Here is a 13,088-nt window from a genome sequence, read left to right as displayed (position 1 = left end):
TATTTTATAGCATTTTATTGGTAAATCCATAATCTTTTAAGGTTTTCTCAAGCAAAGCCTGGTTGGCCGGTGCTGGTGGAGCCAAAGGAAGCCGATAGTTGGGTTCCATATATCCCATATAAGCCATGGCGGCTTTGATTGGAGTAGGGTTTATCTCACAGAACAGAGCCTTAAATAGAGGGGTTAAACGATAATGTTCTTCCCTTGCGTTTTCTACTTCCCCCTGTAAAGCCATTTCGACCAGTCTACCCATGGTTTTGGGAGCTATATTACTTGTGACAGAAATAACACCATGTCCCCCCATTAGAACGAGGGGTACTGTCAATCCATCGTCTCCTGATATTACTGAGAAATCCTCCGGTGCTTGGCGGATAATCTCAAATATTTGATTGATGTCACCACTGGCTTCCTTTACTCCTACGATGTTAGGATGTTCTGCTAATCTCAATAAAGTCTCAACTTCAATATTTCGACCTGTTCTTCCAGGAATATTATAGATAATCAAGGGGATTTCTACACTGTCTGCTATGGTCATAAAGTGTCGGTACAGACCTTCCTGATTAGGTTTGTTATAATAAGGGGATACTTGCAGACTCGCATCTGCACCCATTTCTTTTGCTTGTTTTGTGAGAGATATGGCTTCCACAGTAGCATTTGAACCGGTTCCGGCAATCACCTGTGTACGTCCTTTGGTCATTTCAATAACCATTTTGATCACTTCCGCATGTTCCAGATGACTCATGGTGGGGCTTTCCCCTGTGGATCCCATGGGGACAATACCTGTGATGCCTTGTGCTATTTGTTCCTCAATAATCCGAGATAGCTGATCTTTGACTACAGCTCCTTCCTTATCGAAGGGGGTTACTAAGGCGGTATAGGTTCCTTTAAACATTATTTATCTCCTAGTCAAAGAATTGTTCTATAAAATCTTCTACACTGTAGAAGCCTTTTTTATTAATTAGCCATTCACCTGCTAAGACAGCACCCAGGGCAAATCCTCCTCTGGAGCGTGCTGTGTGTGTGACTTCAATAGTATCAAAGAGGGAATCAACTGTGACTTTATGAGTCCCCGGGATGTTTCCTCCCCGAATGCTTGCGACATGGAGTTCCTGTGGTTCTATCTGTCGATCCAGTTTTTCCGGCTGAATAATAGTTTTTCGATCCACATTATCTATGATCTTCTGGGCTGTTGTCAGGGCTGTCCCTGAAGGGGAATCCTTTTTGAATTTATGGTGGTATTCGGTTACCATCACGTCATATTCTGGTACAGGGTTGATGAGGGCGGCAGTTTTTTCTACCATTTTAAAAAATAGATGGGCTCCTATGGAGAAGTTCGATCCATAGATATAAGAACTCCCAGATGACTCAATGAGTTCTTTCACCTCTTCCAGATGATCTAACCAGCCTGTTGTTCCCATCACAACAGGAAGTCTATGTTCTCCATAGAATTTTATGTTGGCCATTACCTTTGTAGGCAGACTGAAGTCTATAGCCAAATCTGAACCTTCTATAGCCTCTGGACATAGTTCACTGTAATCGGCGGACTCTTTATGTAAATCTATCCTTGATATTATCTTATGTCCCCGGTCTATCAATATTTTTTCGATTTCATGACCCATTTGGCCATATCCGACTATTACTACATTCATGGTTTGATACTAGTAAGATTTTGAGAAAGGTGCAAGGAGATTCCCCCCTTCTTATTTGAAGGAGGGATATTATATTATTCTGCTTGAGCTAATGTGGCTGCGCTTGTGTTGATGATTTCTTCAACAGAACAACCTCTGGATAAGTCAGATACAGGCTTTGCAAATCCTTGTAGGAACGGACCATAGGCATCTGCACCAGCAAAACGTTGTACTAATTTGTATCCAATATTGCCAGACTGTAGGTCAGGGAATACTAATGTATTGGCTTGTCCTGCCACTGGAGATCCGGGAGCTTTCTTTTCTGCAACAGAGGGGATAATGGCTGCATCTGCTTGCATTTCACCGTCTACATTAAGTTCTGGATGTTTTTCCTTAACAATAGCCAGGGCATCAATAACCTTTTGGGCATGTTCGTGTTTAGCAGAACCTTTTGTAGAAAAGCTTAACATAGCGACTTTTGGCTCGGTTTGTAGGAAGTCCTTACAGGATTTTGCAGCTGCGGCAGCGATTTCTGCTAATTGTTCGGCTGTTGGATCTGGTATGGTGGCACAATCAGAGAAGATCATTAAACCATCTTTGCCCCATTTTTTATCGGGCATATCCATGACAAAGCAACTGGAAGCTGATTTAACACCAGGAGCCGTTTTAATAATGGTAAAAGCAGCTACTAAAACCTTGCCTGTAGCATTTTCCGCACCAGCTACCATTGCAGTAGCATCTCCTTTTCTAACCATCATGGCACCAAAATGAAGAGGATCAATGATTTTGGCTTTAGCATCTTCTATTGAGATCCCTTTGTGCTTACGAAGTTCATAGTATTCCTGAGCATAGCCTTCTAACCGTTCACTGGTTGTAGGATCTATAATGGTAATACCCGTTAAATCAGCCCCTTCAGCTTCAGCTACTTTTTTGATTTCCCCTTCTTTTCCTAAGAGAATAACTTCTTTTGCTAATCCTTCTGTTAAGATAGGTGAACAAGCTTTGACTGTTCTAGGTTCTGTTCCTTCAGGAAGGACTAGAGTTCCTTTCTTTTGGCGGGCGCTTTCCCACATCCTTTCGGTAAAAGTCATTTATACACTCCTGATTAATTGAATTTAAAAGTTAACCGAAATTATTATGAGTTTTTCATATTAAAAAGACAAGCAAAAAGCCTTTGAAAAAGATTCTCAATTATCCTAATATAGGGCCATGATTAAAATAGGCGTTTACGGCCTAGGAAGATTCGGTTCCTTCTGGGCTGGTCTTCTTAGTACTAAGTTTGAAGTATATGGATATACAAGAAGTTCTCAGAGACCCACCCCAAAGGGTGTTGTCCGGGTGAATTCCCTGGAGGATTTAGCAGAGGTAGATGTTCTGTATTTGTGTACTTCCATATCAAGTATGGAAGAAACTGCAAGGTCTTTAATACCGGTTTTAAAGAGTAATACTCTTATCGTGGATACTTGTTCTGTCAAGGTTGAACCATTGAAGACCCTGGAACGATTGTTAGGTGACACCAATCCTATTATGGGTACTCATCCTATGTTTGGACCTGATTCTGCCAAAGAGGGCGTTAAGGGCTTACCCGTTGTTTTAACTCCTGTCACTAATAGCGAGAAAGATTTAGCGTATTGGAAAGATGTTTTTGCAGAGATGGGAATGAGGGTTTATATTATGACACCTGAGGAGCATGATCAACAAGCTGCCTATACCCAGGGGATTACCCATTTCATAGGCCGCGTTCTTGATGAGTTGAGTCTGGAGAGCAGTCCTATTGGAACCTATGGGTATCAGCGTTTGTTAGAGATTAGACAGCAAACCTGTAATGATCCCTGGCAGTTATTTGTTGATCTACAACATTATAATCCTTATACCTATGATATGCGCCAGGATCTAAAAAAGGCAATGAATAAGATTATGAAGGAATTACACCATTCTTGACATCCCATGAGGGCGAAGTTAGGATAGTTAATAAGGAGAATTAGTAGGTGCCAGATTTACATTTGAAACGAGTAGATGAACGTGAGATCGACACGATTCTTGCTGAGGATATTGACTTCAGTGGTGAACTAACATTTACCGAACCTTTGATGATCAAGGGACGCTTTCATGGACAAATCAAAAGCCAGGGCGAATTATATATAGGGGCTGAAGCTCGTGTGGAAGCTGATATTAAAGCCCCTCTTTTATCTATACGAGGTGCTTTAAAAGGGGAGATGTCCTGTTCTCGTAGAGTTGAGCTGTATTCTTCTGCTGAAGTATCAGGAAATATGATTAGTCCTGAAGTTATCATGGAAGCAGGGGCAAAGTTTAATGGTAATATGGTTATGGGAGAGGATAATGAATAAAGGTTTCTTTATTGTAATAGGATTGTTGCTTTCTTTCTCTCTTCCTTTGTTTTCCCAGAGGGCCGATGCCTTAGCCTTATATCGAGAAGGTAAGTATGATGAGGCTATTGCTGCTTGTCGTGCTGATTTGCAGATGAATGCAGAGAATATGGATGCTTATACCATTATGGGCTGGAGTCTTGTTCGAAAAGGTAGTTATGATCAGGCCCGGATTGAAATGGAGAAAGCCCTTAAGGTTAGACGTTATGATTATAGGATTATTGAATCCTTAGGGGAAAGCTATTTTTATCTAGGACGGAATTTGGATGCCCTGAAATACTTTGAAGAGTATTCAAGCATAGCTCCTTCTGAGGACAGAATTGATACTGTTTTCTTTTTTATGGGGGAGATTTTTATTCGATTAGGAGAGTATCACCATGCGGATATAGCTTTATCTACAGCAGTTCATCATGCTCCCAATGTGGCCAGATGGTGGGCTCGTCTAGGGTATGCCCGGGAAAGAGCTAAAGATTATACCTGGGCCAAGGTGGCTTATCAGAAGGCTCTTGAACTTAATCCTGGATTGGAAGATGCTATCCGTGGTTTAGAGCGTAGTCAACAAGGTTAAGTATTTATCTATTCTTGTACTATATAGAGAACTCTCCCTACAGGGGAGAGTTTTTTTATACTTGTTAACTATGCCATCATTGGAGATATTAGTAGTATAAGATTTTTATAAGAAATGAAGTATAATATATGATGTGAACTGTTAGTGAGGAGGATACCATGAAAACAAAAGCAATCATTATGTCAGTCATCATTACCGCCTTAAGTCTCAGTAATTGTGATGTAATTGGTACCAACCTTTTTGAAAGTATAGATAAATATCAATATAATGTAAGTTCCAGTATGTCAAATCATGACATAGCGAAAATTCTCAATAATGTTAATCCCGATGATCTGAGTAGTAGTGATGTCGCAAAAATGAGCGAATCTTTGCAAAAGACCATGAGTCAAGGGTCTACAACAGACAAGCAGGAGGCTGCTCTCTTGATGGTGGATCTTAAGCTTAGTAGATCTGAGGGCAATACAGCTGTAAACAATGTACCTTATGTTATTAATACATTACTTAGTGATTCCAGTGACATTGGAAGCAAGCCCTCTATAACACAAGAGCTGTTTACTAATCTCTTGGGGAGTCCTTCAAGTATTGAAGAGGTGGCAGATCTTATTGATATTATGACCACAGTTGAAGATGCTCTTGCAGTATTCAATGTAAGTTCCTCACAAGTGTTACTCGATATGGATGAGGCTGCCTTGAGTACTCTCGTTCAGCAAGCTATTGTGGTAACAGCAATTAGCATGATTGTGGATATTATAAAGAGTTCTAACTCTTCGGGTTACAGTACAGAAGAGGCCTTTTATATCTTGTTAACTGCAGATGTTAATGGAGATAATGATTTCGTATATAAAGGAAATACAGTTGGCTATGATAAGATTATAAATGAGACAGGTTTACAAAATAATATTGATGAACTAACTGGTATTATGGATTCTACAGGATCTGGTAACACAAGTTATCAGTATTTAGAATTAGTGTTAGACACTTCTGGTCTAACTTTTTAAGGAGGTGATTATGAGACGTATATTATTGATGATTATTGTTTTGACTGCTTTCACCTCTCTCTATGCTGAAGATAATTACGATAAGCCATTCAAGGTGTATAATCCTATATTATTAGGTAAAGGCGATACTAGTGTTGCAACTGCTCATGGCTATGTGTCGTTGTTTACAAATCCCGCTGGTTTCAGCCGTGAAGGGGGGGATGTTACCTTCATTAGTGCCTCTATTGGGACCTGGGGGAATCCTAAAGATTTGAAGCGAGTCATTGATTACATGACTGATTCTAATAGTGACGACTTATTGGATAATGATGAGTTTGTGAGTATTATGAATTCTCTTTTATTGGATACTGGGGTTGGGCTTAATGGGAATGGTAGTGCAATCGGAATTGTTGGTAAAGGATTGGGATTGGGATTCTTTCAGTCTACTGATATATATGCTAGTGGTGAAAGCTTGTTAGGAGTTGAGGTTGAGCTTATCTCTGATACTTCTTTTGTAGCTGGTTTATCACATAAGTTTGATTTTTCCGGTTTTCCAATTCATTTAGGTGGTGACATAAGGCCTGTTTATAGAATTAAAACAAATCCCTTGTTGAAAAATGTCATATCAAATAAGAGTTCTGATGATAATTCAACATCCTTAGATGAAACAATTGTCTATCAAGGTTTTGGTCTTGGTATAGATGCTGGTTTGATCGCTGAAATTAATGAGTTCACAATAGGATTTAGTATCAGAGATTTGTTTGGTACTAGGATGTATTATTCGAAGGAAACTATATCTGAAGTTTTTGATAAGGGGGCTAGTAATTTAGATTCCAGTGAGGGAAGAAATGCACAAGCATCTACACCTATGACTATTGCTTTAGGCGCATCCTATCATCCTGACTTGAGAATGAGGAAAAAATACATAGATCCTTCTTTTAGTGCAGAGTATAGACATGAGATATCTACAGAAAAGGAAAAAAGTTTTTTAACTCAGACTCATTTTGGTACAGAGCTAACTTTGTTCAAATATTTCACTCTTCGTGCTGGACTAAATGGCGGAGATGTTAGTCTTGGTGGTGGGGTTCATTTTGCAGTATTTGATATAAATTTAGTAGGATTTAGTGAAGAGTTGGGTAATTATGCTGCCCAGGCAGATAAAAGAACTGGATATATGATAGAAATAGCATTGAGAATATAAAACTCTGTGCCGAAAATATTTAGGACTTAAGTTAAGGGAGCGATAATGAAAAAGACCTTGTTTATAAAGATGATAATTAGTTTAGCTATTCTTAGTTTATTCGTTTCTTGTGAAGATTTGTTTACCATGAGTTTAGCCTCCTATCTACAAAGGGATTACTCCTCTCTCCCTGTAAGTGCTCAAATTGAACGAGCAGAACAAGCTCTCTATTCAGACGATCCTGGCGAAGCTGATGAGGCTTTTAATGCAATACAAAAAATATTAGGGGATAAGAGTCCTTCAGATAGTGATTATGAAGATATCGTAGGGCTATCTGTTGATTTAGCCGTTAAAGCGAGTGGGGTCGAGGACGCGATTACTTCATTAGCCGATACTACCAGTGATGGTGGTGATATTGGTTCTGCATTGAATGATATCCTTACATCAAGTAGTTTGGATTTAGACTATTTTGATACGGCTTACAGTAATGTTTCTAATATCGATTCCTCCAAACTGGATGACGATCAACTCTTGTTTCTGGCTGCCGGATTAGCTTTGAAACAGGCAAAAGAAACAGGTACTAATGATTTAGACTCATTAACATCGGGTACGCCACGAACGGATGCTGCTTTAGCTTTAGTAGGACAAATTAATGCAGAAGAAGGAACGGATTTAGCCAACTTAGTGGATCAGCTGAATACTATGATTTCTTAAAAAGGAGCAATATGTTGATAAGTAATAAGACCCCCATCGCTATAGTGGTTCTCTTTTTTTTTAGTCAGTACTTTATAAGTGCTTATGATATATCAACAGTACGTAGATCAGCTATAGGAGGCCCTCATGCTGCTCTAGCTGATGATAGGGATGCTTTGTTTACGAACCCTGCTGGATACCTTACAGCAGAGCCTGAGATCACTATTACCCAATTAGACCTACTATTGACGGGACCGGTATTTACTATTGCCAATGTTTTTCTTTCTAATAAAGATTCCTCAGGCGGCTTGCCGGATGGAGCAGTGGAAACTTTGACCGGTTTGTATGCGGGGATGGATTTAGCTGGTCCTTTAAGCTTTGCCTATGTAGGTAATGGTTTAGGGGTTGGTTTGTTTAATAAATCAGGTGTGACAATGAAGACATCCACTGATGTTGATGCTGCCTTTGAGGAATCCACTATTCTTGTAGGAGGGTACAGCTTTAATTTGCCTATTAAATCAGATATTCATCGGGTAGATGCAGGATTTAATCTAAAGGGATATGTTTCCGGTGGTGTGAATCTCTCAGAATCTCTTGTCGATGTTGTAGATGTGATAAGCAGTATGAGTTCTAATTATTTGTCTGAACAGCCCTTTATCTTTACAACAGGCATGGGAAGTGATTTAGGTTTTTTATACAGTTACAAAAGCCGGCTGAAGGTCGGAATGTCTGTTATGGATCTGATCACTTATGAAAATATGAAGATCTATTCCTCATTAGATGGTTTTATGAAAAATGCTCAAACAAATGAACTAAGTACTAATAATGAGTTTTTACCACAGCGAATTAATTTGGGTGTCATGTATAGACCTTCTTTTTTGAAAAATAATAAGTACTTATCTGACTGGAAGTTAATGGCAGATTACTCGGATATGTTTGATTTTCTTCTTCAGCCAAAAAATGGTGTTAATCCTATTTTGCATCTTGGTATAGGATCTGAGGTTACATTACTGGATATTTTGTCTCTTCGATTAGGTGTCTATCAAGCTTTATTAAATGCTGGTATGGGTATGAATTTACAATTTTTAAGATTAAATTTAGCTATTTATGGAAAGGAACTAAGCACTGAACCAGGAGTAAAGTCAGTCTATAACTTACGATTAGGAATGGAGTTTTCCTATTAAGAAATTATAGATTTAATATGTGGTTGACACTTTTTTGTAAAAACTATATATTCCTTTCCGTGCTCAAGGGCCGCTAGCTCAGCAGGTAGAGCAACGCCCTTTTAAGGCGTGGGTCACTGGTTCGAATCCAGTGCGGCTCATTGATTGTGTCCCGTTCGTCTAGTGGTTAGGACACCGGGTTTTCATCCCGGCAACAGGGGTTCAACTCCCCTACGGGATGTTAGGCTTTCATTACTATTAGTGATGAAGGTCTTTTTTTATACTAGCGAATGATTGGGATAAAAAAAACACACCATGCGGTGTGTTTTTTTTATTTGTGAGTTTAACGCTTTAGTTGAACCAGAACCTAAGTCCTAGGCCAGCCTGAAAACCCCACACGGGAAATTGAAAGTTATCACCAACCTGAATACCGGCTGTTGGTGCTCCCTCAATAAAGAGTTCAAGTGGTTCTATGGGGAAGAATTGTAATCCGATTGGCATCCTTGCTCCAAAGTTAGGATCTATTGTATCTCCATCCCCTTTTATGCGTACATAAAAACCTGGTCCCAGGTAGACGCTTAAAGGTCCTGCTATCATTTGACGGTATAACCACCAGTCATCATACATTCCCACATCAAACGAATCAGCATCAATGTTTAGTGAGAGGCCGAGCACAGTCCCGGGGATTTTGGGTGATGCAATATTAAAGGATATGCCTGGTGTTGGGCCATTCATGAAGTGAAACGCAGCTCCTAATCCTGTTTGTGCAAAAGCACCAACTGAAATACTAAGAAAGGCCAGGGCTATAATGATCTTTTTCATATTAACTCCTACATAATTGTTATCATACATACAAATATCTATTATAGTATAGTCGATCTGTCAATTGATGGGAATGGAAATTAACCAAATGGTATAGGAGTGAGGATGTCTAAGGAAATATTAAGAGCAGAAGATTTGGATGGATTTTTAAATGAGAGTGATAAGCTTGTTCTGGAAGATATGCATAGTTTATTTGATCAAGCTTTAAAATCGTGCAAAATCCTGGATGGAAATCCAAATGAAGGGACTGTTCTTAAGGAAAAACAGAAGTTAATTAATCTCTACAATGAAATGGGACAAAAAATGCAGAATATCTTAAAAGAGTTCCCTCGTATTCATGTCTATTCATTTGAAACACCCAGTCAGGTTCATGGAGAGGCTAGTCGGCTTATTGCTAAGTTAAGGAATACCAGAACGGACCATCAGGAATTTGTGTATTATATTCAAAGAGCTTATGAGTTGCTGTTTAATTTAGCATTTGGTGGGGCGGTTAAAGAAAATAAGAACCACCTTATTGTTAAAACTCCTGTAAATGTTCCCACACAGAATTTTGCTGTTCACAAAATACCGGATATTGATAACCTTATAGAGAATTCTGTCATGTGCGTCATGTTGCGTGGGGCGCTTTTGCCGTCTATGATCATGAGTAAAGAGATTCAGGAGTATTCCTCTACAGGATATGTAACTCCTTTCGCGTTATTTAAAATAAAAAGAAACGATGAGAAAAAAGCTTCCAATATGGAGTACATCCTTGATTTAGATAAGTCTTACTTTGATCTGGATCAACTTAATGGTAAGGATTTGATTTTTGCCGATCCAATGAATGCAACAGGTGGTAGTTTTGTTACTATTGTTACTTATCTTGAACAAAATAATATCAAACCGAAAAGCATTAAGTTTTTTAATGTTATTAGTGCTTTGAAGGGCGCATTGAATGTTGTTCGTGCACTTGACTCTGTAGAGATGTATACTTTGTGGATGGATCCCGTTTTGAATGATCTAGCCTATATTATGCCAGGGTTGGGTGATGCCGGTGATCGATTGAATGGGGTAGATGCAGAAGATTATCCCAGGAATATTTTACAATTAATAGCTGATTATGGAACCAATATTGTTGATCTTTATCGTTGGCAGGTGAGGAAAATTGAAGAAACTATTCTTGGGGTTTAGTTTTCTATTTTTTATGGGCTGTTCATCATTTAATGAAGAACATAAGAATATTGGGGCTGCTTATTATAATTTGGCACTTAGTTATTCAGAGCTAAAAAAATATGATGATTCTGCTTCTGCTCTTGAAAAAGCGCTTAAGTGGGATCCTCATTTAAAAGCAGCTTCGTATAACCTGGCTATAGTTCTGGCTGAACAAGGTGTATGGGAAGATTCAGAAGTTTTTCTTGATGAATTATTGGCCCAGGACCCGTCGAATACTAAAATTCTTAAAGCCCAGGCTTATCTATATTATAAAAAGGGTGATTTTTCTCACTCGATTGATCTGTACAATAGGGTTTTGTTGTTAAATGAGTTTGATTTTGATGTTATTTGGAACTTATTTATATTAACCAAAGATGTTGATGAAGCTAAGGCTAATGGTTATTTGGATAAACTGTCTCCTTTCAATGAGCTTTCTTTGAATCAGTTAGATAAAATATTGGTTTTTGCTGATCATGTGGAGAATTATCTATTGATGGAGCAGGTTGCTATACTAAGTTTGTCAAAAGATGAAAATAATTTCCATGGCTTAGAGTATCTTGGAAAAGCCTATGAAGGCGAGAAGCTATATGGAAAAGCTGTTGATTTGTATAGTGATAATATAAGAAGAGCCGATGGATTGTTTTTATTTCTCAGAGGACGTTTGTATATTCTTTATTTAGGTGAAAAAGACGCTGGATGGGAAGATATTAGGATGGCAATTGAAAAAGGGTTTAAGGATGATGAGTTGATATCTAATCTTCGTGATAAAATTGATGATGTGGATGTTAAGACTTTTGATTCTATTTTAGATGAACATGGAATTAGCTTGAAAGGAGATGATAAGACTGCCCATTAGATGAACAGTCTTATCGGATTACTTGAGAATATTTAAAACAGATGTGAATACATTTTCTGGAGCTTCTGCTGCATTGATATCTACTAGCAATTGCTTGTTGTTGTAGTAATCAATAAGGGGTTGGGTTTGTTCTTTATATACGGATAGTCTATTTTTGATTGACTCGATTTCGTCATCTTTTCGAGTATAAAGCTCTCCACCGCAGTGGTCACATATGCCTTCTTTTTTAGGTGGAACAAATAGAACATGGAAGGAGGCTCCACATTGTTTACAGACCCGTCTTCCGCTTAATCTTTTGATTAGTTCTTCTTCTTCTACATAAAAATTTAAGGCTTTATCTATATTGGTTATTTTCTGTAAGGCTTCTGCTTGAGCTTCTGTACGGGGGAATCCATCAAGTATGAAACCATTTTGACAATCTGCTTGGTCTAATCGTTCTTTAACGATTGCAACAGTTAGTTCATCTGGTACTAAATCTCCTCTATCTACAATCGCCTTAACTTGTAAACCAAGATCGCTTTCGCTTTTAATGGCTGCTCTAAATAGGTCTCCTGTAGAGATGTGGGGAAGCTTTTTCTCATCCTTTAGTTTTACTGCTACTGTTCCCTTTCCTGCTCCTGGAGGGCCAAGGAAGATAAGATTCATTTTTTACTCCTTTAAGTAATCAGGTAATCTGTGGCTGTAAATAATACTGCATTCTTCACTGCAGAACTCAGATTCTTCTGATGTATAAGGAAAGTGCTTGTTACATGTTGGGCACTGTTTGTAGGCAATTGCACATTCCGGCGAGCAGTATAACCCCTTTATAATGCTTTGCAAAGGCACATAAGTACCGCATGTTATACATGCTTTGAATTCTTTATATTCCATATTAATATAGTATAGCATAAGGGGGGTTTGTAGTATGTCTTTATGGGATGATGTAAAAGAGCGCTTTTCTTACGGTGTTAGGGGATCAAAAAGAGCTATCTCTATAGCCAAGGAAAAAGCACAAGATTTGGGAGAGAAAAGCGTAATTCACCTGGAGTTGACTCAGTTGCGTCAGGATTTGGATAAAACGTATAAACAGCTAGGAAAGACGGTTAAGTCTATTTTAATGGATCAAGGGCGTGGCTCGGTTAGTTTGAAGACAGCAGAGCTTAAAGATCTATGGACTTTGATAGAAGATATAGAGGGAAATATCACTATAAAAGAAGAACATTTAAATAGTGATGAGAAAAATGACAAAATGAGTTGACAAAAATCCGTGATACAGTTAGATTACCCCTCGTCCTTAAGTAAGGGTGTTAAACAGATTATTCGCAATACTGAATAGTTTGTTTTTTTAAATTGTTATTTGACAAAGAGATAGGGAAGGGAGAGAAGGAACCTTGAGAGGTTTCTAAGAGTTAAAGAGACACAACTCTTTAAAGAGCAAACAGATGCAAATACTCTTTATTAGAATAAAGAAAAGCTCATCTTTATGATGAGTAAATAGATAATGGAGAGTTTGATCCTGGCTCAGAACGAACGCTGGCGGCGCGTTTTAAGCATGCAAGTCGAACGGGATTCAAGTGCTTGCACTTGATGAGAGTGGCGAACGGGTGAGTAACACGTAGGTGATCTACCTAGAAGTTGGGGATA

15 protein-coding genes, 2 tRNA genes and 1 rRNA gene are annotated in these 13,088 nt (G+C 38.6%); 13 read left to right on the top strand and 5 right to left on the bottom strand.

Features of this window, described 5'->3' with window-relative positions; all coding sequences use genetic code 11:
* Positions 1–4 precede the first annotated feature (4 nt).
* The 3 genes from dapA to pta all read right to left on the bottom strand — a co-directional run bounded on the left by dapA (position 5) and on the right by pta (position 2,719).
* The gene (gene dapA / locus K345_RS0110395; protein ID WP_028974093.1) at positions 5–892 is read right to left on the bottom strand and encodes a 4-hydroxy-tetrahydrodipicolinate synthase; all 888 of its coding nucleotides are present in this window, start codon (positions 890–892) and stop codon (positions 5–7) included.
* A 10-nt stretch (positions 893–902) separates the two neighbouring features.
* The gene (gene dapB, locus K345_RS0110390) at positions 903–1,649 is read right to left on the bottom strand and encodes a 4-hydroxy-tetrahydrodipicolinate reductase (RefSeq protein ID WP_028974092.1); all 747 of its coding nucleotides are present in this window, start codon (positions 1,647–1,649) and stop codon (positions 903–905) included.
* A 74-nt stretch (positions 1,650–1,723) separates the two neighbouring features.
* Complete coding sequence (gene pta / locus K345_RS0110385; protein WP_028974091.1) at positions 1,724–2,719, bottom strand: phosphate acetyltransferase; 996 nt, start codon at positions 2,717–2,719, stop codon at positions 1,724–1,726.
* 118 nt (positions 2,720–2,837) lie between these two features.
* Between pta and K345_RS0110380 the strand changes: the two genes are divergently transcribed.
* From K345_RS0110380 to K345_RS0110340, 9 genes are all read left to right on the top strand, one after another.
* The gene (locus K345_RS0110380) at positions 2,838–3,569 is read left to right on the top strand and encodes a prephenate dehydrogenase/arogenate dehydrogenase family protein (protein WP_037572031.1); all 732 of its coding nucleotides are present in this window, start codon (positions 2,838–2,840) and stop codon (positions 3,567–3,569) included.
* Between the two features lie 47 nt (positions 3,570–3,616).
* Positions 3,617–3,976, top strand: coding sequence for a bactofilin family protein (locus K345_RS0110375; RefSeq protein WP_028974089.1), 360 nt, complete (start codon positions 3,617–3,619; stop codon positions 3,974–3,976).
* On the top strand, positions 3,969–4,583 hold the full coding sequence (locus K345_RS0110370; protein ID WP_028974088.1) for a tetratricopeptide repeat protein: 615 nt from the start codon (positions 3,969–3,971) through the stop codon (positions 4,581–4,583). The genes K345_RS0110375 and K345_RS0110370 overlap by 8 nt, the downstream gene beginning before the upstream one ends.
* A gap of 158 nt (positions 4,584–4,741) precedes the next feature.
* Positions 4,742–5,581, top strand: a complete 840-nt coding sequence (locus K345_RS0110365; protein ID WP_028974087.1) for a hypothetical protein — start codon at positions 4,742–4,744, stop codon at positions 5,579–5,581.
* A 10-nt stretch (positions 5,582–5,591) separates the two neighbouring features.
* Positions 5,592–6,761 carry a conjugal transfer protein TraF gene (locus tag K345_RS0110360; protein WP_028974086.1) on the top strand — a complete coding sequence of 390 codons (1,170 nt, stop codon included), beginning with the start codon at positions 5,592–5,594 and terminating at the stop codon, positions 6,759–6,761.
* A gap of 45 nt (positions 6,762–6,806) precedes the next feature.
* Positions 6,807–7,454 (top strand): hypothetical protein, encoded by a 648-nt coding sequence (locus K345_RS0110355; RefSeq protein ID WP_028974085.1) that lies wholly within the window; start codon positions 6,807–6,809, stop codon positions 7,452–7,454.
* 14 nt (positions 7,455–7,468) lie between these two features.
* Positions 7,469–8,617: a hypothetical protein gene (locus K345_RS0110350; protein ID WP_169714800.1), complete on the top strand. Its 1,149-nt coding sequence runs from the start codon at positions 7,469–7,471 to the stop codon at positions 8,615–8,617.
* A 67-nt stretch (positions 8,618–8,684) separates the two neighbouring features.
* Positions 8,685–8,757, top strand: a tRNA-Lys gene (locus tag K345_RS0110345).
* A gap of 8 nt (positions 8,758–8,765) precedes the next feature.
* Positions 8,766–8,837, top strand: a tRNA-Glu gene (locus K345_RS0110340).
* Between the two features lie 110 nt (positions 8,838–8,947).
* Here K345_RS0110340 and K345_RS20655 read toward each other — a convergent pair.
* Positions 8,948–9,418: a hypothetical protein gene (locus K345_RS20655; RefSeq protein WP_053228219.1), complete on the bottom strand. Its 471-nt coding sequence runs from the start codon at positions 9,416–9,418 to the stop codon at positions 8,948–8,950.
* A gap of 105 nt (positions 9,419–9,523) precedes the next feature.
* On the opposite strand from K345_RS20655, the gene K345_RS0110330 reads away from it, so the two are divergent.
* Positions 9,524–10,588, top strand: coding sequence for a uracil phosphoribosyltransferase (locus K345_RS0110330; RefSeq protein WP_028974083.1), 1,065 nt, complete (start codon positions 9,524–9,526; stop codon positions 10,586–10,588).
* On the top strand, positions 10,563–11,465 hold the full coding sequence (locus K345_RS0110325) for a tetratricopeptide repeat protein (RefSeq protein WP_028974082.1): 903 nt from the start codon (positions 10,563–10,565) through the stop codon (positions 11,463–11,465). Before K345_RS0110330 ends, K345_RS0110325 begins: the two co-directional genes overlap by 26 nt.
* A gap of 18 nt (positions 11,466–11,483) precedes the next feature.
* On the opposite strand, the gene K345_RS0110320 is transcribed toward K345_RS0110325, so the two are convergent.
* Positions 11,484–12,110 carry an adenylate kinase gene (locus tag K345_RS0110320; protein WP_028974081.1) on the bottom strand — a complete coding sequence of 209 codons (627 nt, stop codon included), beginning with the start codon at positions 12,108–12,110 and terminating at the stop codon, positions 11,484–11,486.
* Positions 12,111–12,369: 259 nt separating this feature from the next.
* On the opposite strand from K345_RS0110320, the gene K345_RS0110315 reads away from it, so the two are divergent.
* A complete protein-coding gene (locus K345_RS0110315; protein ID WP_028974080.1) occupies positions 12,370–12,702 on the top strand; it encodes a hypothetical protein in 333 nt (110 codons plus the stop codon).
* Between the two features lie 240 nt (positions 12,703–12,942).
* A 16S ribosomal RNA gene (locus tag K345_RS0110310) occupies positions 12,943–13,088 on the top strand; the annotation flags it as partial.

This window comes from Spirochaeta cellobiosiphila DSM 17781 (assembly GCF_000426705.1).
Classification (GTDB): Bacteria; Spirochaetota; Spirochaetia; order DSM-17781; family DSM-17781; genus Spirochaeta_E; species Spirochaeta_E cellobiosiphila.
Note: the sequence above shows the minus strand (reverse complement) of the source record. Positions and strands in the feature narration are given on the sequence as shown.

Coding starts and splice junctions, on each gene's coding strand:
- dapA (WP_028974093.1), bottom strand. CDS start 892: ATGTTTAAAGGAACCTATACCGCCTTAGTAACCCCCTTCGATAAGGAA.
- dapB (WP_028974092.1), bottom strand. CDS start 1,649: ATGAATGTAGTAATAGTCGGATATGGCCAAATGGGTCATGAAATCGAA.
- pta (WP_028974091.1), bottom strand. CDS start 2,719: ATGACTTTTACCGAAAGGATGTGGGAAAGCGCCCGCCAAAAGAAAGGA.
- K345_RS0110380 (WP_037572031.1), top strand. CDS start 2,838: ATGATTAAAATAGGCGTTTACGGCCTAGGAAGATTCGGTTCCTTCTGG.
- K345_RS0110370 (WP_028974088.1), top strand. CDS start 3,969: ATGAATAAAGGTTTCTTTATTGTAATAGGATTGTTGCTTTCTTTCTCT.
- K345_RS0110365 (WP_028974087.1), top strand. CDS start 4,742: ATGAAAACAAAAGCAATCATTATGTCAGTCATCATTACCGCCTTAAGT.
- K345_RS0110360 (WP_028974086.1), top strand. CDS start 5,592: ATGAGACGTATATTATTGATGATTATTGTTTTGACTGCTTTCACCTCT.
- K345_RS0110355 (WP_028974085.1), top strand. CDS start 6,807: ATGAAAAAGACCTTGTTTATAAAGATGATAATTAGTTTAGCTATTCTT.
- K345_RS20655 (WP_053228219.1), bottom strand. CDS start 9,418: ATGAAAAAGATCATTATAGCCCTGGCCTTTCTTAGTATTTCAGTTGGT.
- K345_RS0110330 (WP_028974083.1), top strand. CDS start 9,524: ATGTCTAAGGAAATATTAAGAGCAGAAGATTTGGATGGATTTTTAAAT.
- K345_RS0110320 (WP_028974081.1), bottom strand. CDS start 12,110: ATGAATCTTATCTTCCTTGGCCCTCCAGGAGCAGGAAAGGGAACAGTA.
- K345_RS0110315 (WP_028974080.1), top strand. CDS start 12,370: ATGTCTTTATGGGATGATGTAAAAGAGCGCTTTTCTTACGGTGTTAGG.